We start from the raw sequence: 17,423 nt of genomic DNA on the forward strand, positions 1-17,423 counted from the left end.
TTCCGTTTAGTTGCTTATGTTGTAAGAATCTAATAATTTCTGATATTCAGGCATGTCTCTTCTTCTGATGCTTTCGCTTTCTGCAAGAGCCTGTACCTGCATTACTCCTTCAATAATCTGTTCTGGTCTTGGAGGACATCCAGGAACATAAACGTCTACCGGAATAATTTTATCAATTCCCTGAAGTACAGAGTACGTATCAAAAATACCACCGCTGGAAGCACAAGCTCCAACAGCTACTACCCATTTTGGTTCTGCCATCTGAGTATATACTTCTTTTAGGACAGGTCCTAATTTTTTTGATATAGTTCCGCAAACCATCAGCATATCTGCCTGTCTTGGTGAGAAAGAGTTTCTTTCCATACCAAATCTTGAAGCATCATAAGTAGGGTTCAGGGTAGCCATAAACTCAATACCACAACAAGAGGTTGCAAATGGCAATGGCCAAAGTGAAAACTTTCTTGCCATACCGATTACACTGCTCAGTTTTGTTGCGAAAAACCCTTCTCCTTCATATCCTTCGGGAGCAGGTGCATCTGTTCTTATTACTGGTTTTTTATCTGACATGTTGTTTGTTTTTAGATTTTGAATTATAAATGCTGGATTATTGATTCAAAATCCATCATTCAAAACTCATAATTTGCTTTTATTTATCCCAATCTAGTGCACCACGTTTCCAAACATAGAAAAACGCCACGAAGAAGATCGCAACGAACGTAAGTACAGCAAGGAATCCTTCCATACCGAATTCTCTGAAGTTTACCGCATAAGGATAAAAGAATACGATTTCAATATCGAATAGTACGAACAATACCGCAGTCAGGAAGTACTTGATAGAAAACGGTGTTCTTGCGTTTCCTTCACTAGGAACCCCACATTCCCAACTCTGGTTTTTTACAGAATCTCCTTTTTTCTGTTTTGGACCTAAGAAATGGGCTCCAAGCAATGAAACAGCGACAAATCCTACTGCTACACCTGCCTGAATAAGGATTGGAATATAACTTTCAGGTAAATTCATTTTTGCATTATTATCTCAATTTGCAAATTTAACGAATAAACAAGAAAGCATGAAATTTATCAGCTTAAAAGTCGGGTGAAAATAGAGAAAATCTACAATTTAGAATCAATAAAAATAACGAATTATTTCTTCATTTTTTTAAGGACAGAGTAAGCCATAAATGCAATATATCCAAAAAGAAGACTCGCAAAAACAATGTTAATCATCGTATTTGTTCTGTCATCATGTGATTGGAAAAAGAAGTTGTAGGCGATAAATCCTGCAATTAAAACAGCAAAAATGATAAGTTGTGGCTTCATGAAGTAAGGGTGTTTGAGGGTGGGAGGGTTTTAGAGTGGGAGAGTGAGTCTTGCCCCACTCATCATTATCACTTATCATTTATCTCAAGTGAGTACGTTCTTCTTCTCTTATGGTTCACAGGGTTGTAATCCTGCCATAAAAGTTGAATGCTTTTGTTTTCTTCCAGTTCAGGATTCGTTTCCAGATATTTGACTCCTTTTTTTCTGAATATTTTCCAGATTTCTTTGAAAATAATAGAGGTTACACCTCTTCTTTGGTAATCAGGATGAATACCAATCAGGTAGAAATTAGCTCTGTCATTCTTTCTGCCTGCCTTCAGAAAATGCCACCAGCCAAACGGAAGTAGTTTCCCTCCGGATTTTTGCAATGCTTTGGAATAAGAAGGCATCGTAATCGCAAAGGAAATAAGGTGATTATTCTCATCAACGATGCAAACAATGAAGTCCTTGTCAATAAGCTTGAAATATTTTTCCTTATATGTTTTACGCTGTTCGTCAGAAATAGGAGTGTAGGTGGAAAGGTGCTTATATGTTTCATCTAAAAGATCAAACATAGGATCCACATACTGAATAATCTCTTCTTTTGTATTGAATTTTAAAACTTTCAGTTTGTATTTCTGGGAAATAAGTTCGTTGAATTTGTGAATTTTATCGGGTAAAACTTCAGGGAAAATAATTTCAAATTCTACCCACTCCTTTTCTTTCACCAATCCCAGTTTTTCAAGATGTTTTGGGTAATAATCATGGTTGTAAATTCCAATCATGGTGGCTAGCTGGTCAAAACCTTTAATCAGCATTCCTGCTTTATCAAGATTGGTGAATCCCATTGGGCCTTCAATCTTATCGGTGTTTTTTTCTTTGGCGTAATCAATTGCTTTCTGAATTAATGCCTGGGAAACTTCATCATCATCAATAAAATCTATCCATCCAAAACGTACTTTTCGGATTCCTAATTCTTTTTCCTCTTTGTGATTAATAAGAACAGCAATTCTCCCTACAATTTTGTCATTCTTGTATGCTAAATACTGTTTCGCTTCAGAATATTGAAGAGCTGGATTTTCATCAGCATTCCAGATGTTGATTTCGTCATTGATAAAGGATGGAACATAGTACGGGTTATTTCTGTACAGATCCATGGGAAATCTTACGAATTGCTTGAGTTGACCGGGAGTTTTTACTTCAATAATTGAAACTGTTGACATGTTTTTTGAGAGTAATTTATGGACAAATATAAATAATAAAATCGTATACTTTGGCACAGTTTTTATATGATTATGGTTAAAAATTGAACACAAAATCTAAATAAAATGACGGGTTATTATATCATTATTGGTATTTCAATGCTGGTGAGCTGGTGGGTTTCGTCCAGATTGAAATCAAAATTTGAATATTATTCCAACGTACATCTTCGAAATGGTCTTTCGGGGAAAGAAGTAGCGGAGAAAATGTTGAGAGATAACGGGATTAATGATGTTCAGGTAATATCAGTTCCCGGACAGCTAACGGACCACTATAATCCGGCAGATAAAACAGTAAACCTTTCTGAAGGCGTTTACATGCAGAGAAATGCGGCGGCAGCAGCTGTGGCAGCTCATGAATGTGGACATGCCGTTCAGCATGCAGTAGGATATTCAATGTTGAATTTACGTTCAAAATTGGTTCCTGTTGTGAATATAAGTTCCAATCTGATGCAGTTTGTTCTTATTGCAGGTATTGCGATAATGGCAGCAACCAGAACAGTGGAGAATCCTAACGGAAACACAGCCATTCTTGCTATTGGTGTAGCGATGTTTGCAGTAACCACTCTGTTTGCTTTTGTAACATTACCGGTAGAGTATGACGCCAGTAACAGAGCAATGAAATGGCTTAAAGATACAGGTACTGTAACTGCTGAAGAATTTGTAGGAGTTCAGGACAGTTTAAAGTGGGCAGCAAGAACATATGTTGTAGCGGCTTTAGGATCTTTAGCTCAACTTCTTTACTGGGGATCTTTGCTTCTCGGTGGAAGAAGAGATTAATCATTAAATTCAAATGAAACATATTGCATCTCAGATAATTTTTCTGAGATGCTTTCTTTTTGTGCCAGTTTTAACGAGGCGGTAAGAATGCAGTTTTCATTCGCATCAAAATTAAGGACCTTGGCATCAAATTTTGAAAGCAGGGTAAAAATGGTATTCTGCTGATTGAAGTTGAACTGGATTTCAATTTCAGTTTCCAGTTCTCTTGTTATAATATTGGCTTCTTCTAATGTAATCTTTGCAGATTCTTTATAAGCTTTTACTAAACCTGAAACACCCAATTTTGTTCCACCATAATAACGAACTGAAATAACCAGAACATTGGTGATTTCATTAGCTAAGAGTTGGTTGTAAATGGGAAGTCCGGCACTTCCTGAAGGCTCACCGTCATCATTAGCTCTGTAATTTTCGCCATTCAAACCCATTCTGAAAGCATAGCAATGGTGTGTTGCTTTTGGATGTTCTTCCCTGATCTTTTCCAATGCAGCTTTGAGTTCCCTTTCATTGGTAACCGGGAAGGCAAATCCGATAAACTTGCTTCCTTTCTCTTTTAATAAGGTATTTTCTATGGGTTTTTCTATGGTTTTGTACTCAAACGTCATTCTGTATTCCGGCTTTATTTATGCAAAAGTATTAAATGCTTTATAAACTTGCACCTTTATTGGAAAAGAAGCTGTCGGAATTCCGAGAGCTTCTTCAGTATTTTTATTGTTTTATTATTTTTTGGGTGAACCATTTTCCACTGGATTCAAATTTGACAAAGTAAACTCCTTGTGGTAAATGTGATATATTGATGCTGTTATTTTCTTTATTAAATAGAACTGTTTTTCCATTTGTATCATAAACCTGAACTTTATCTAAAGTCACTGGCGTTTTAAAGAAAACTGATGATGTAGTAGGGTTAGGATATATTTGAATACTTGGATGGTCTTTTATTTTTTCAGTTTCATTGGTAGCTAAAGATGTATTCGAAAAGTCAACGATATAGATGTCTGAATAATCTCCTACAACTATAACTTTGTTATTAAAATATTTAAAAGCATTAATACTTACAAGATCTAAATCATCATTGCTTGCAGCAGAAACAACAAGTTGTGAGGTGGCACCTCCGTCTGTAGTTCTGTAGAGAGCGTTATTAGAATCATAGTAATAGCCTGTATTCTCATTGATAAAATAATATTTAGAAGAAATGGAATTTGTAGTCTCTACCCAAGTTGCTCCTGAATTATTACTCATATATGCTTTTCCATAATTGGCCGTTATAGAAATTTTAGTGGCACTAATTACATTTACAGAATTTAAATAACCTGTTGCTTCGAAAATAGAATTCCAGGTAATTCCCCCGTCTGTAGTTTTATACAGTTTTTGAGAGCCGCCTGCATAACCAATCATATCGTTATAGAACTGAATGGATTCTATTTTTCCCATATCAGTAAATTGGGAAGCTGTTGATGGTGATATGAAGTGTATTCCATTTGGAGGGCTTATATAAGGTGATGCAGTACCTAATAAGACATCTCCATTATCTTTAATCCAGAATGCAGAAGGGTATATTGCTGGATTGGCTGAACCGGGACTATTCCATGTTTGCCCAAAATTTGACGTTAGAGAATAATTTCCATTCCCCACAAGAATACCTTTTCCATTTTCTTTTAATTGTACCCCTTTAAAAGCATTCAATGTAAATGTTGCTGTTTGATTAATCCAAGTATGACCACCGTCAATTGTACGGTAAACAACACTGTAGAATCCGGTAGATCCGCTTCCTACGATAGTTCCCTGGTTGTCATTTGCAAAAGAAATGCTTTTTAACACAGAAGGATAAACCCCAGGAACTAAAAGGCTCCAGTTCGTTGTATCAGTAGATTTATAAATGTTTGATTGTCCTCCAACGATCATATTGCCATTTATAATACCAATCGAATTAAGGTTGAAGTAAGGGTAAGTGTTAATTAATCTTTGATTCGTCCAGGTTTGTCCCATATCTGAAGACTTATAAATTCTATTGTCATCACCAACAATATAAAGCTGGTTTGAGTACAGTTTTATATCATTTAGATTATAAGTTGCTGAAATATTTACAGGAGACCAGTTTGCACCTTGATCATTTGTTTTAAAGAGGTTACCGTTATTTCCTACAATAAAAGCCTCTGTATTGTTAATAAAAAGAATTTTATTGATGCTGGTTGTGCTTAAACTTGTAGCGGTCCAATTTGCTCCCTGGTTTATTGTTTTGTAGACTTTTCCATTGGCGGCGCACACAAACCCGATATTCTCATCTATAAAAAAGATATCATTAATATTACTTTGTTCCGGTAATGAAACAAAAGAGAATGAATTTCCTGAATTTAATGTTTTGTATATAACACCTGAATTCCCACCAAGAAAACCTACAGATTCATTTACAAAATAAAAACTTCTTAAAAAAGCAGCATTTGCTGATTTGTAGACGGAAGTTTTAAATCCATCTGTAGTTTTATAAATTCCGGTTTGTGTTAAAACAAATCCAAGATTATTATTGAACATTTGAATATCTCTGTATATTTCATTTCTGAAGAGTTTTTTCCAGGTTTTTCCTCCATCCTTTGACGATGCTACGATTCCATTCTCAGACTGATCAAGCATGTATAATGTTTGATCGGGTGTAACTTCCAGATTAGTGATAGTGGAAAAAGATTTTACAGGGGTTAAAAATTTCCATTCCTGGGCTTTAATAACTGATAGTAAGCTCAAGAAGAGAAGAGAAAAGTATTTGTACATTATTATTAGTTTTTGCAAAACTAGTAAAAGTATCTATGATTTTCATTGAAAAAGATAAAAGCCGTCAAATTTTGACGGCTTATACTTTTTTAAAATATGAAACTATTTCTTAAATCCCATCTCCGCAAAGATCCATAGGGATCAGACACATATAGCTTGTTGGGCCACAGAAATCTTCAGGACATCTGTCTCTACATCTTGTAGGCTGGCCATTAGGTAATGTGCATGTAACAAATACAGCGCCTCCCTGAATTGTTTTCAATCCAGCTCTGGATAGTTTTCTTGAATTTTTCATGTTAATATTTTTAGTTTGATTAATTTGTACGATGTAATCATATTAACATGGGAACGATCCAACTTCCCAAGGTGGTGGGCAACTCATACTTGAGGGTGTAGGACAGCAATGTTGCCATTGTGGTGGGTAATAAGAACAGCATTTAGGAGCAATACCTCCCTGTACTTTTTTTAAACTTTCTCTTGAAACTTTTTTCAAATTTTTCATTGTAATATTTTTTTGGATATTACTAAGGTAAATAAATTATTTCATTTCAAGGTGATAAACAGTGTTTATTTTGATTTAAAAAAAGAAATGGTATTATCTCTGTAGTTTTCTGTTTTGTAAATGGTATGATTAAATTCCGGGGCTTTGGTTCCATTTTCCAATTTCAGATTTTCATTTTTAATGACGATGGCTTCGTCCCAAAGATCAGCATCAATGAATTGCTGTAAAGTAAAACGGCCACCTTCAATAATGATAGACTGAATCTGTTCTTTGTATAAAACATCCATCAGATCAGACAGAAAGTTTTCTTTTTTGATCTGAATAAATTGAATATTATCTTCTGTTCCTTCTTTTACAGCATTTAAAACTAATGTTCTGACTTCACTGTTGTAAATTTTAAAGTCGCTGGGAACTTTCAGATCAAAATCGATAAGAACTCTAACGGGATTATTTCCTTCTACGTTTCTTACCGTGAGGCTTGGGTTATCTGTTAAGGCTGTTTGAGTTCCTACGAGAATAGCATGTTCGTCTGCTCTTAGCTGATGAACAAATTGGTTGACTAATGCGTTTGAAACAGCGGTTGGTTTAAAATCCTTATCTAAAAACCCATCACCGGATTCTGCCCACTTTAATATAATATAAGGTCTTTTCTTTTCATGATAGGTGAAAAATCTTTTGTTCAGTTCAATGCATTCTTTTTCCAAAACTCCGGAAATAGCTTCTATTCCTGCATCCTGAATTATTTTTTTCCTTTTCCATTCACCTTGTCATGAGAATCCATAGCACCAATAACTACTTTTTTGAATCCGAGTTCTTTAATTTTCAAAGCACACGGTGGTGTTTTTCCATAATGAGCACATGGTTCCAAAGAAACGTAAATTGTGGATTCAGGAATCAGAGTTTTATCTTTAACTGAATTAATAGCATTGATCTCTGCATGGTTTTCTCCAGCTTTGTGATGATATCCTTCTCCAATAATTTCTCCATTGTGAACGATTACACTTCCTACGAGGGGGTTAGGGTAGGTTTTGCCCAAAGCTTTTTGAGCCAGTTCAATGCATCTTTTAATATAGAATTCGTCGTTATTCATAGCGTATAAAAAGAAAAAGCGAAGACAAATTGCTTTGCTCCGCCCTTATTTATTTTATTAAGATTTATTCTCCTACAATAATGCTGTGAAGATTTTGTTTTAAAGTTTCCAGATGAGCTTTCTTTTCATCAATAGTGTTGTAAGTATCTCTTAAAAGAGGATTCTCTCTTGACGGTTTGTTGAAGAATGAAAGGTTATTTTCAAGCTTAACGATTTCAGCCTCAAGATCAGAAATCTGATTTTTGATCTTTCTTGCTTTGTCTGTAAGTTGATTTTCTGATAATCCCTCTTCTTTCAGTTCAAGCTCGTTGATTTTATTGATTTTCAATTTCTCTCTTAAAGTCTTATTGAATTCAGAGTTGATAGAAATTTTATCTCTTGGAACTTTTCCGATATTATTCCAAGCTGTTTTGATGGCTTCAATTTTTTCGATGCTTCCTTCTTCATTGGAAACCAATTTCAATTCGTCAAGAAGGGCTTTCTTGTTTTTGTAATTTTCTTTCCAGTTATCAGTAGAAGTATTGCTCTTTTCTCTGTAGTTATTAAAGAAAGCATTACACGCATCACGGAATTCATCCCAGATCTTATTGGTCATGCTCTTAGGAACATGTCCTACCTTTTTCCAGTCTTCCTGAAGCTTTTTGAATAATGGAACTGCAATATCCCATTCTTCATTATTCTGATTATCCTGAGCAGTCTGAATCAGTTTTAATTTTTCTTCCAGGTTAGCCTGCTGAGAACCTTTTAAAGATTTATAATAATTATTTTTTGTTGTATTAAAGCCTCTAAGGGTTGTTTTGAAATCATTCCAGTTCTGGTTAGATAACTTTCTTGGGACACTTCCGGTTTTTAAGAAATCAGAACGTAGATCTTCAACTCTTTTGATGGCATTTTGCCAATAATTGTGGTTAGGGGTTTCAGAAGGTTCTGAAAGCTTCTTGATTTCAGCAATAATCTGACTTTTCTTTTCAAGATTAGCTGCCTGCTCTTTTTCAATAGATGCTGAAAGTTCAGATTTTCTTTCGTGAATTTTATTGGAGATTTCTTTGAACTCTTCCCACGTTTTTTCACGAAACTCTTCTGCTACAGGCTCAGCTTCTTCTTTCCACAGTTTATGAAGATACTGAAGCTCGTTTAATGCCTTTTGGATAACAGGTTCATTTTCCAGTTCCTGAGCACGGGCAATAATGTGCTGTCTTTTTTCAAGGTTGTGGCTGTATTCCTGTTCTAAAAATTCCTTATTCAGATCCAGCATTTGATAAAACTGGTTCAGATGGTGGAAATAATTATTGTTAAGGATCTTAAATTCAGATTTGGCAACCTGTCCGGCTTTTGACCATTCTTCTTTAATTTCACGAATAGATTTGAAAAGATTGGTTCCCGGTTCGGAATTGGTATATAGATTTTTTAATCTTTCAATAATACTCTGACGGTGTTCCAGATTTTTCTTCTGTTCTTCTTCCTGTCCCTTTTGGAATTCGTCGTGCTTTTCTTTAAAAATATTAACCAAAGCAGAGAATTTAGCCTGTGAAGGATGCTCATAACTGAAAGTTTCAGGAGCATTACCTGCTTCTACAAACTCATGTTTTTTATCTTCCACTTCATCGTGGATGTGGTGACTTGCTTTTTCTTTCAGCTGATTGAATTTTTTAGAATTTTCACCGGCATCAGGTGCATTGATGAGTTTTTCCATTTCTTTCAGGGCATCAGCCAGAGAGATCTCAACATCTTCATGTTCTTCCAGGTGTTCAGCATCATCTTCATGGGGAATGGTATCGTGAGAAACATTGTTCTCCGATGTGTCCTGAGATACTTCGTTAGGATTTTTCTTTTCTTCGTTTTCAGAAAGATTGTTTTCTGTAGTCATAGCAAATCTTTTATGTGAGTGGCGTTAATATCCTTCAAATATAGCTGTAAGGCCAATTAAAGTACTAATTTATGTTATTTTTTTGAAAATTCCAAATTTCCCAAGCTTTTTCTGCTTGCTGCTCAAGCATATAATAACCGTTTACCGTTTTTGCTCCTTTTTCGGAAGCATTGAGGATAAATTGGGTATAGTTGGGGTTGTAAATTAAATCGATAACTAAATGTTCCGGAGAAAGCGCATCAAAAGGAAAAGTAAGGCAGTCTTCAATATTAGGGAATGTGCCTACCGGCGTACATTGGATAATAATCTGATGTTCCTGTACTGTTTCCTTATCCAGATTTTCAAAATTGATTTCTGTACTTCTTGAAATGGTTTGGGATGGAATATTATGTTTGTCCAAAACATATTTTACGGCTTTTGCTGCTCCACCGTTTCCTAAGATCAAAGCTTTGTTTTGTGATGGTTTTTTGTGAAGAAGAAGTGTTTTTTCAAAACCGAAAGCATCTGTGTTGTATCCGGTTTTTTCCCATCTTGAATTAAAACGCAGTTCACCGCTCCAATTTTTTCAGCTTCATCACTTAATTCATCAAGATAACTGATGATCTGTTCTTTATAGGGTATGGTCACATTAAAACCTAACAACTCAGATGAGGAAAAAAGTTTCTCTACTTCATCAATTTCATTTAAATCAAAAATATCATAGGAGAAATCTTTAAGCATAAGCTTTTGGAACTTATTTTCGAAGAATTTTTTAGAAAAGGAATAGGAAATATTTCGTCCTATCAATCCTAATTTTTTATTGGAATCCATACATCAAAATTATAAAAAAAGACCGGATAAATCCGGCCTTTGGTTTGAAATATTTTATAATAATTATTCTACGATGAATTTAGTAGAGAAATTATCTGTTTTTAAGATGTAAGTTCCTTTTACTAAACCTTTAAGATTAATTTTATTTGAATTTTTAAAAGGATTGTTAAGGGTTTCAACTGCTTTTCCTGAAAGGTCATAGATCTCAGCTTTTGAAATTTTGCTAAGGTTTTCTCCTTTTACAAACAGTTCGTTATTTCTTACTGGGTTAGGGTAGATAGTGAATTCTGATTTGTCTTTCTTCGTTTCAGAAGTTGCTAATGATCCGCTGTAACATGTCCAGCTAAGATCATCTATTGCGACTCTGTTGCTAGTGCTAGGATTTACAATCTTAATGACAGCATTTCCACTTACGTTTACATTAATTGTGTTTGTTGCAACTGACGCACTGTAAGGAATTGTTCCTACTAAATTATCATTTACAAAAACATTCAGGTCACCATTTCCACCGTTGAATTTACGCTGAGTTGTTAGTGTCAATGTTTGAACTCCACCAGATATGCTGGAACTTGTAAGATTTCCACCTTGGAAAGTTAAAGCTTTACCATTGATGGTTTGGTCTGTTCTCGTTGATGTTGCAGTCCAGGTGATCCCATTATTTGTCCATGTTCTGGTTGCATATGAAGATGCTAGAGATGTTCCATCCTGCATTGTGTTAAAGTCTTCTGTTCCACAGCTTCCTCCACCCACAGGTCCACTCAGTGTGGTTTCTGTTGCTGTATTACTTTGTGGAGATGTATTTCCAAATGCGTCTTTAGCTACTACATAGAATGTATAGAGAGTTATTGGAGATAATCCTGTTACTGTTGTAGATAATGTTGTCCCTGATACTGAAGTCTTCAGTGTATTTCCTACATAGATATCATATCCAGTAACGCCAACATTATCTGTTGAAGCTGTCCAGGTTAAGTTGATCGTATTTGATGTTGGGTTATTGGCTACAAGGTTTGTAGGAGCTGTAGGAGCCTGGTTATCTACAACTGGAGGTCCCCAGATTGAATTTGCATAAGCAGGATTATCAATGAATGGGTTTCTGTTTCCCTGAAATGTATAGCCTGCATTATTTCTGTTGATTTCTTCCGGAGATACAGGATCCATAGCATTCCATACTAAAAGCTGTTGAAGTTCCCATGACTCAAGTCCTGGGAAAGCCGAACCGCCAAGCATATTACCAGTACTAAATGTAGAAAGCTTATCCTCATATCTTGTTACAAAATAGAAGATCATTCTGGCAACATCTCCTTTGAAGGTGTCAATCGGTTCAAACACTGTCCCGCCATATCCTGGTGAAACTGAATTTCCTAATTTAGATCCGTTATTTGAAGTATAACTGGCATTACCTACTTTACCAAAAGGGTAATTGGATCTCATGCCATTTACTTTTCCATCTGTAGGGCGGATAAAGTGAATATCTGCAACCATAGGAGAAGCTTTATTAAATAAGCTTTGAGGAACAATGTGCTCTCTGTTATAGCAATCCCCTTCATTAGAATAAGTTCCACATTGTCCACTACCTATAGTGAAGTTGTAAGGATCCTGTCCATTAGGGTTTTCAGAGTATATATCTAATACAGTTCCATCGTTTTCAAAGTTTGTATTTAAATCTCGATCAGTTGTTTGATAAGCTGTCCATAAACCTCCATAACCTTTATCTATGTGGTTGGCGGTAATGATAGATTTAAGAGCTGTTTTAAGAGGAGCTCCTGTTAAACCTGCTGCTGCATTGTAATAACCAGCAGGTGCCTGAGCAAATGCATTGATGAATGCAAAGCTTAATAAAAAAAAAGATAGAATTCGTTTCATTTTTTTAAAATTGGGGCGTAAAGGTACAAAAAAATGAAACCGAAAAAGCTTTTTGAAGTTAAATGTATTAACTTAATATATTAATTTTTAGTAATATACTCTTTGCTTATTTTTGAGAAGAACCAAGAGATCGTAATTCCGAAGATAGATGCTGTAAGGGCTACAATAAGATAATTTTTGCCTACAATTTTTACAGGGAAGGGCAATACTTCATTTGCTCTGAAGAATTCTGTATATAGCTGGAAATAACATAATGCTGTTCCAAAAATTAATCCGGTAATCACTCCGGAAATAACAATAAGAATTCCAGTGTAGAAATAGGTCATTCTAAGATGACTTAAAGGGAAACCTAACGAAATAAGAGATTTTGCCTGTTCTTTTTTATCAAGCTGTAGGATAATGATAGCTCCCGCAAGATTAAAGGTGGTGATGAAAATAACCAATGCAAAAATCAGATAGATGAATAGCTTTTCAGTATTGATCATCTTCCAGAAAGCTGCATTTTCTTCTTCCTTGGTTTTAATTTCAATATTTTTTCCCAGAGAGGACAGCAGGCTCTGTTTTACAGCATCAGCATTTTCAGGATTTTTTAATTTAATAACAATCTGGTATGCTGAGTTTTTCGGAAGGCTTAATAGTTCTTCGGTAAGTTCAATAGGAGAAACAATATAGTTGTCCAGTTGATCTTTTCCTGGGAAAACACCCGTTACCAGGATGTCTCTTTTGTTATAAATGTCCTCTTCTTTGCTGATGATTCCAGTTCCTGGTTTGGGCATGAAAACGGTTGCATAATGATTGGAAGAATCTACTGGAATGGATAACCTGTTGTCAAGACTGTTTTCCATCAATACCTCATTGGAGTATTTGAAACTCGGATAAGTTCCGTAAAATATTTCCTTATTGATAGGGTTTACCTTTATATAAGCAGAATCAACACCGCGTAAGTAAGCAATATCACCTTTTCCATTAAAACTGATGTATACTTTTTCTTCAATAACACGGGAGTAGCTGCTGATTTCTTTATTGCCGTTTAAAGCTTTGTTAACCTGATCCAGGTTTTTAATGGTCTTCCCTGATGCACTTTTTAGGGTCAGATCAGCATGAAGATTTGAAATTAGGTCTTTGTTAAGATCTTCAAGTCCTGAGAAGACTGAAATAATAACGAACATTGCAGCCACAGCAACCGTCATGGCACCTACTGCCAGCCACGTAATAAATGTAACCGCGGTACTACCTTTTTTGCCAAAAGGTATCTGGATGCTATGTAAAATGCAATATTCTTCAAGATCTATAAAACAGGATTGTCGCCTTCGCCTCTTAATTCTCTTTCTAATTTTTCTACATCATCAAGAGCTGTATCTAAATAAAAGTTAAGCTGTGGGATGATACGTACCTGTTTTGCCATTTTCTGGCCGATAAAATTTCTGTATTGAGGTTTGTTTTCTTCAATCTCCTTCATTACCGCTGCACGGTGTTCTTGAGGGAAAATACTTAAATAAATTTTAGCAATACCTAAATCTGCCGTTACTTTTACATCAGAAACGGATACCAATATACTTTGTTTGCTGTCAGCAGCCTGTTTGCGGAAAAGTTCTGCGAAATCTTCCTGAATAATCTGTGCTACTTTTCTTTGTCTGTTACTTTCCATAATTTCTGCAAATTTACTACTTTTGTTTGAATTGATACTTTGAAATTCAGCGATCGTATCAAATTTACGAATTAATTATATTTATTAGTATTTATGAAGCTAGAACATATCGGTATTGCCGTAAAGTCTTTAGGTGTTTCTGATGAACTTTTTGCTAAACTATTAGGAAAAGAATCCTACAAACAGGAAACTGTAGAAAGGGAAGGTGTGGTAACGTCTTTCTATGAAACGGGGGAGAGTAAAATTGAACTTTTAGAAGCCAGTAATCCTGAAAGTCCGATCTCAAAATTTATTGAAAAAAAGGGTGAAGGCATCCATCACCTGGCATTTGGGGTTGAAAACATCCTGGAAGAAGTAAAAAGATTAAAAAAAGAAGGATTTCAATTTATCTCCGAAGAACCGAAAGAAGGTGCTGATAACAAATTAGTTGTATTCCTTCATCCAAAATCCACAAACGGCGTGCTGGTAGAACTTTGCCAAGAAAAGCAATAAAAAATTTTGTAGTGAAAGAAATTTTACTATTTTTGCAAACACAAAATTTAACCAAAGTTTTGAGGTCCTATAGCTCAGTTGGTTAGAGCACCTGACTCATAATCAGGTGGTCCCTGGTTCGAGCCCAGGTGGGACCACTTTTAAAGCCTAAGCAAATCATTCAGATTACTTAGGCTTTTTTTATGCCTTAAAATCAAGGTTTTGTATTCTTCTTTTTTCTAGAATACTCTCATTATATTTTAAATCTATACTAAAAAAGATCCCCAAAAGGAACCCCATTCTGAGAAATTGGAACCCCATTATAACCCTCATTAATACTAGAAAATGACAATTAAAATATTATTTGTATTAGATAAATCAAAATCTAATAGTAAAGGTCTAGCTCCCTTAAAATGTAGGATCACTTACATGGGAGAGAGAAAGCCTTTTGCTACGGGGATATTTATTAATCCTCAAAACTGGGATAATAAACAGCAGAAAGCCAAACCACCTAATTCTGAGAACGAAACTATCAATACACAATTGAGCCTGATTAAGAATAAGATTAATCAGGCTTTTTTGTTTTTACAAGTTAATGAAGAAGATTTTGATGTGGAAGATGTTTTCTTACAGTATAAAGGAAATCCTCCTAAAAAGAATAAAACTATATTACAGCTCTTTCAAGAACATAATGATAGAATTGAAAAGCTGATAGGTAAGGAGTATTCTATAGCAACTTTATGGAAGTTTAAACAAGCAAAAGAACTGTTAAAGGGCTTTATTAAGTATTCTTTTCATAAGGGAGACTATCATTTCAAAGATTTGGACTTAAAGTTTATTCAAGATTATGAATTCTTTCTGAAGGCAGAGAAATCTTTAGCTCTTGCAACTACTAATAAGATGATACAAAGGTTCAGGAAGATAGTTAAGCTTGCTATATCCCAAGATATTATACAAAAAGAACCATTTACAAGCTACAAAGTAAAGCATATCAAAAAAGAAATTACTTATTTGACTAGGGAAGAGCTAGCTAAAATAGAAGAGTATCAATTTAAAGCAGAGAGATTACAAATAGTAGCAGATATGTTTATCTTTTGCTGTTATACAGGTTTAGCATATAATGAAATGGTAAACCTTGAGAAATCTCATATTATAATTGGCTTTGATGGTAATGAATGGATTAATATGATTAGAGGAAAGACTCAGCATTTATTGTCAGTACCACTACTTTCTAGAGGTAAGAAGATGATTGAAAAATATGATTATGTTGATGAAAAGAGAGTTTTACCTAAGTTTAGTAATCAAAAGTTTAATGCTTATTTAAAAGAAATAGCTGATATAGTTGGATTAGATAAAAGACTTACTCATCATCTAGCTAGAAGAACCTTTGCAACAACTGTTTTACTTTATAATGATGTACCTATGGAGATTGTAAGTGAGCTTTTGGGACATTCTAAAATCACTATTACTCAAGAGCACTATGCTAAAGTTGTTAAGAGTAAGGTTGCTGAGCAGATGAATAAGCTAAATTCAAAATTGATGTAAAATAAAAGAGGTGGTTATTCCCACCTCTCTATTTTTAAATTAGGTTTAACTCCAATATTCTCTTTCATTACTTGAACTAAGACATACTTTACATATTCAACATTTTCCTCTGTGGTAATTATAGAGTCATGTAATGTAAATAAAGGTATATCATCTTTATCCGTATTAATTCTTTTACAAGCTTTTTGTAAAACTAAATCTGCTTCAAGACTCTGGAGTACAATAGCTAATGTATTGTGTTGTCCTTTTTTTACATACTTAAGAACTTTATATACATTTGGAAAGATTCTTTTGAAAATCTTAATGTAGTTTGAATGACTAATAGCTCTATTGTTGCTGAATAAGGTACTGAAAGTTATATTCTTGACTTCTTTTCTTAAATTATCATCTGAAATATTTTCAAACTCTCCATTATTTTTTAAGATTTTTCCAAATTCTTCATAAAACTTTCCAGAAGAAACTATTTTTTTGAATAAAAGGACATCATCTTCTCTAGATATGCTATATATTAAAACTCCTAACATAATAGTATCAAACTTAACATTAACCTTTTCTAGTTTTATATTCATATTACATCTTTCATAAACTTCTTTATTAAGTAATGCTTGTAAGAGGTAAGGTTGTGAATTTGAAATATCTATACTACATAAAACCTTGCCTTTCCATTTTAAAAACTTTCTTAATTCTGATTTAAGCTGAGTTATATAGGTATGTAGTCTTCCAGCAGTTGCATCCACGAAAAACAATTGATTTTCTTTTTTGCATAAGTGTTCTACAGGAAGCAACCTGCTATTATACTTTAGGATTGCAGTATCAGAGTTTTCAGTTTTATAATCTTCTCTCCATTGCCTTTTTAAATACTTTCTAGCAGCTTTAATATCTACATCAATATCTTTAAACCATTTTTTCAGAAAAATCAAATCATTAGTTAGTTCTGAGTTATAGTTCTTTCTGAGATAAACAATGTTTTTTATTAAAGTCCATGATGTAATCTCAGTAGGCTTTAAATGATGCCTATATTGATGTGTAAATCTCAAGCCACCACATTTTTTATCAGGAATATAATTATCTTCCTCTACAATGCCTTGTTCTTTAAGGTAATTGATATGAACCCTGTAATCTTTAATGATACTACCAAGTATTGTTTTACTGACAGGTGTAAAACCACTATAGTTCTCAATTGATTTCTTTTTCCTAGCAGGAAGAGCATATATAAGATTAAGAATATAAACAAATTTATCCCTATCATAATTGAATTCAGGGGGATTTTTCTGTAAAACATTGTCTATGTCTAAGTTTTCAGGTAAATAGAAAGTAAGCTTGTCTATTACGGGATAGCCACCCTTTGTTTTTATCTCAAGTGTTGCCTTTTCACTTGGGCTATTATTCTGTTTAGAGTTGGTTGCTAAGGCAAAACCAACTTTTTGATTTTGTGCCATTACCCCCTCTCCTGAGGGAGCTGTGCCTTTGGAGTGTTAAATCCAAGAGGTGCTTAGCAGTAAAGCAAGTGGCTTACAATTATTTTACAAAAT

The 17,423-nt window shown here is 34.4% G+C and carries 15 protein-coding genes, 1 tRNA gene and 3 pseudogenes; 4 read left to right on the forward strand and 15 right to left on the reverse strand.

Annotated features, from left to right (window positions below):
- Positions 1–6 precede the first annotated feature (6 nt).
- From BOQ64_RS20760 to BOQ64_RS20770, 4 genes are all read right to left on the reverse strand, one after another.
- Positions 7–567 carry an NADH-quinone oxidoreductase subunit B gene (locus tag BOQ64_RS20760; RefSeq protein WP_002983540.1) on the reverse strand — a complete coding sequence of 187 codons (561 nt, stop codon included), beginning with the start codon at positions 565–567 and terminating at the stop codon, positions 7–9.
- Positions 568–646: 79 nt separating this feature from the next.
- Entirely contained in the window at positions 647–1,018 is a 372-nt protein-coding gene (locus BOQ64_RS20765; RefSeq protein ID WP_045492896.1) for an NADH-quinone oxidoreductase subunit A, read from the reverse strand.
- Between the two features lie 122 nt (positions 1,019–1,140).
- Positions 1,141–1,317 (reverse strand): hypothetical protein, encoded by a 177-nt coding sequence (locus BOQ64_RS23260; protein WP_164975861.1) that lies wholly within the window; start codon positions 1,315–1,317, stop codon positions 1,141–1,143.
- Between the two features lie 68 nt (positions 1,318–1,385).
- Positions 1,386–2,519 carry a GNAT family N-acetyltransferase gene (locus tag BOQ64_RS20770; RefSeq protein WP_129058657.1) on the reverse strand — a complete coding sequence of 378 codons (1,134 nt, stop codon included), beginning with the start codon at positions 2,517–2,519 and terminating at the stop codon, positions 1,386–1,388.
- A 105-nt stretch (positions 2,520–2,624) separates the two neighbouring features.
- Between BOQ64_RS20770 and BOQ64_RS20775 the strand changes: the two genes are divergently transcribed.
- Entirely contained in the window at positions 2,625–3,335 is a 711-nt protein-coding gene (locus BOQ64_RS20775) for a zinc metallopeptidase (protein WP_129058658.1), read from the forward strand.
- Here the strand turns inward: BOQ64_RS20775 and BOQ64_RS20780 are convergent.
- The 10 genes and pseudogenes from BOQ64_RS20780 to rbfA form a co-directional block, all read right to left on the reverse strand.
- Positions 3,332–3,937 (reverse strand): IMPACT family protein, encoded by a 606-nt coding sequence (locus BOQ64_RS20780; RefSeq protein ID WP_129058659.1) that lies wholly within the window; start codon positions 3,935–3,937, stop codon positions 3,332–3,334. The two genes, BOQ64_RS20775 and BOQ64_RS20780, sit on opposite strands and share 4 nt — an antisense overlap.
- A 103-nt stretch (positions 3,938–4,040) precedes the next feature.
- Positions 4,041–6,095 (reverse strand): YCF48-related protein, encoded by a 2,055-nt coding sequence (locus BOQ64_RS20785; protein ID WP_129058660.1) that lies wholly within the window; start codon positions 6,093–6,095, stop codon positions 4,041–4,043.
- Positions 6,096–6,204: 109 nt separating this feature from the next.
- Positions 6,205–6,390 carry a bacteriocin-like protein gene (locus BOQ64_RS20790; protein ID WP_129058661.1) on the reverse strand — a complete coding sequence of 62 codons (186 nt, stop codon included), beginning with the start codon at positions 6,388–6,390 and terminating at the stop codon, positions 6,205–6,207.
- 42 nt (positions 6,391–6,432) lie between these two features.
- Positions 6,433–6,597 carry a bacteriocin-like protein gene (locus BOQ64_RS23265; protein ID WP_164975859.1) on the reverse strand — a complete coding sequence of 55 codons (165 nt, stop codon included), beginning with the start codon at positions 6,595–6,597 and terminating at the stop codon, positions 6,433–6,435.
- A gap of 65 nt (positions 6,598–6,662) precedes the next feature.
- A pseudogene (ribD, locus tag BOQ64_RS20795) lies at positions 6,663–7,687 on the reverse strand (bifunctional diaminohydroxyphosphoribosylaminopyrimidine deaminase/5-amino-6-(5-phosphoribosylamino)uracil reductase RibD).
- A gap of 64 nt (positions 7,688–7,751) precedes the next feature.
- A complete protein-coding gene (locus BOQ64_RS20800) occupies positions 7,752–9,554 on the reverse strand; it encodes a DUF349 domain-containing protein (protein ID WP_129058663.1) in 1,803 nt (600 codons plus the stop codon).
- 64 nt (positions 9,555–9,618) lie between these two features.
- Positions 9,619–10,364 (reverse strand): annotated as a pseudogene (locus BOQ64_RS20805) (shikimate dehydrogenase family protein).
- A gap of 63 nt (positions 10,365–10,427) precedes the next feature.
- On the reverse strand, positions 10,428–12,227 hold the full coding sequence (locus tag BOQ64_RS20810) for an endonuclease (protein WP_129058665.1): 1,800 nt from the start codon (positions 12,225–12,227) through the stop codon (positions 10,428–10,430).
- Between the two features lie 80 nt (positions 12,228–12,307).
- Positions 12,308–13,512, reverse strand: a pseudogene (locus BOQ64_RS20815) (ABC transporter permease).
- Between the two features lie 3 nt (positions 13,513–13,515).
- Complete coding sequence (gene rbfA / locus BOQ64_RS20820) at positions 13,516–13,875, reverse strand: 30S ribosome-binding factor RbfA (protein WP_047096027.1); 360 nt, start codon at positions 13,873–13,875, stop codon at positions 13,516–13,518.
- Positions 13,876–13,968: 93 nt separating this feature from the next.
- Here rbfA and mce point away from each other — a divergent pair, with 93 nt between their 5' ends.
- From mce to BOQ64_RS20835, 3 genes are all read left to right on the forward strand, one after another.
- On the forward strand, positions 13,969–14,367 hold the full coding sequence (gene mce, locus BOQ64_RS20825) for a methylmalonyl-CoA epimerase (RefSeq protein WP_047095995.1): 399 nt from the start codon (positions 13,969–13,971) through the stop codon (positions 14,365–14,367).
- A gap of 63 nt (positions 14,368–14,430) precedes the next feature.
- Positions 14,431–14,504: transfer RNA gene (locus BOQ64_RS20830), tRNA-Ile, on the forward strand.
- A gap of 187 nt (positions 14,505–14,691) precedes the next feature.
- On the forward strand, positions 14,692–15,891 hold the full coding sequence (locus BOQ64_RS20835) for a site-specific integrase (RefSeq protein ID WP_129058666.1): 1,200 nt from the start codon (positions 14,692–14,694) through the stop codon (positions 15,889–15,891).
- A gap of 14 nt (positions 15,892–15,905) precedes the next feature.
- Here BOQ64_RS20835 and BOQ64_RS20840 read toward each other — a convergent pair whose 3' ends face one another.
- Positions 15,906–17,330: a hypothetical protein gene (locus BOQ64_RS20840; RefSeq protein ID WP_129058667.1), complete on the reverse strand. Its 1,425-nt coding sequence runs from the start codon at positions 17,328–17,330 to the stop codon at positions 15,906–15,908.
- Between the last annotated feature and the right edge of the window lie 93 nt (positions 17,331–17,423).

The organism is Chryseobacterium sp. CH25 (assembly GCF_004119455.1).
Lineage (GTDB): Bacteria > Bacteroidota > Bacteroidia > Flavobacteriales > Weeksellaceae > Chryseobacterium.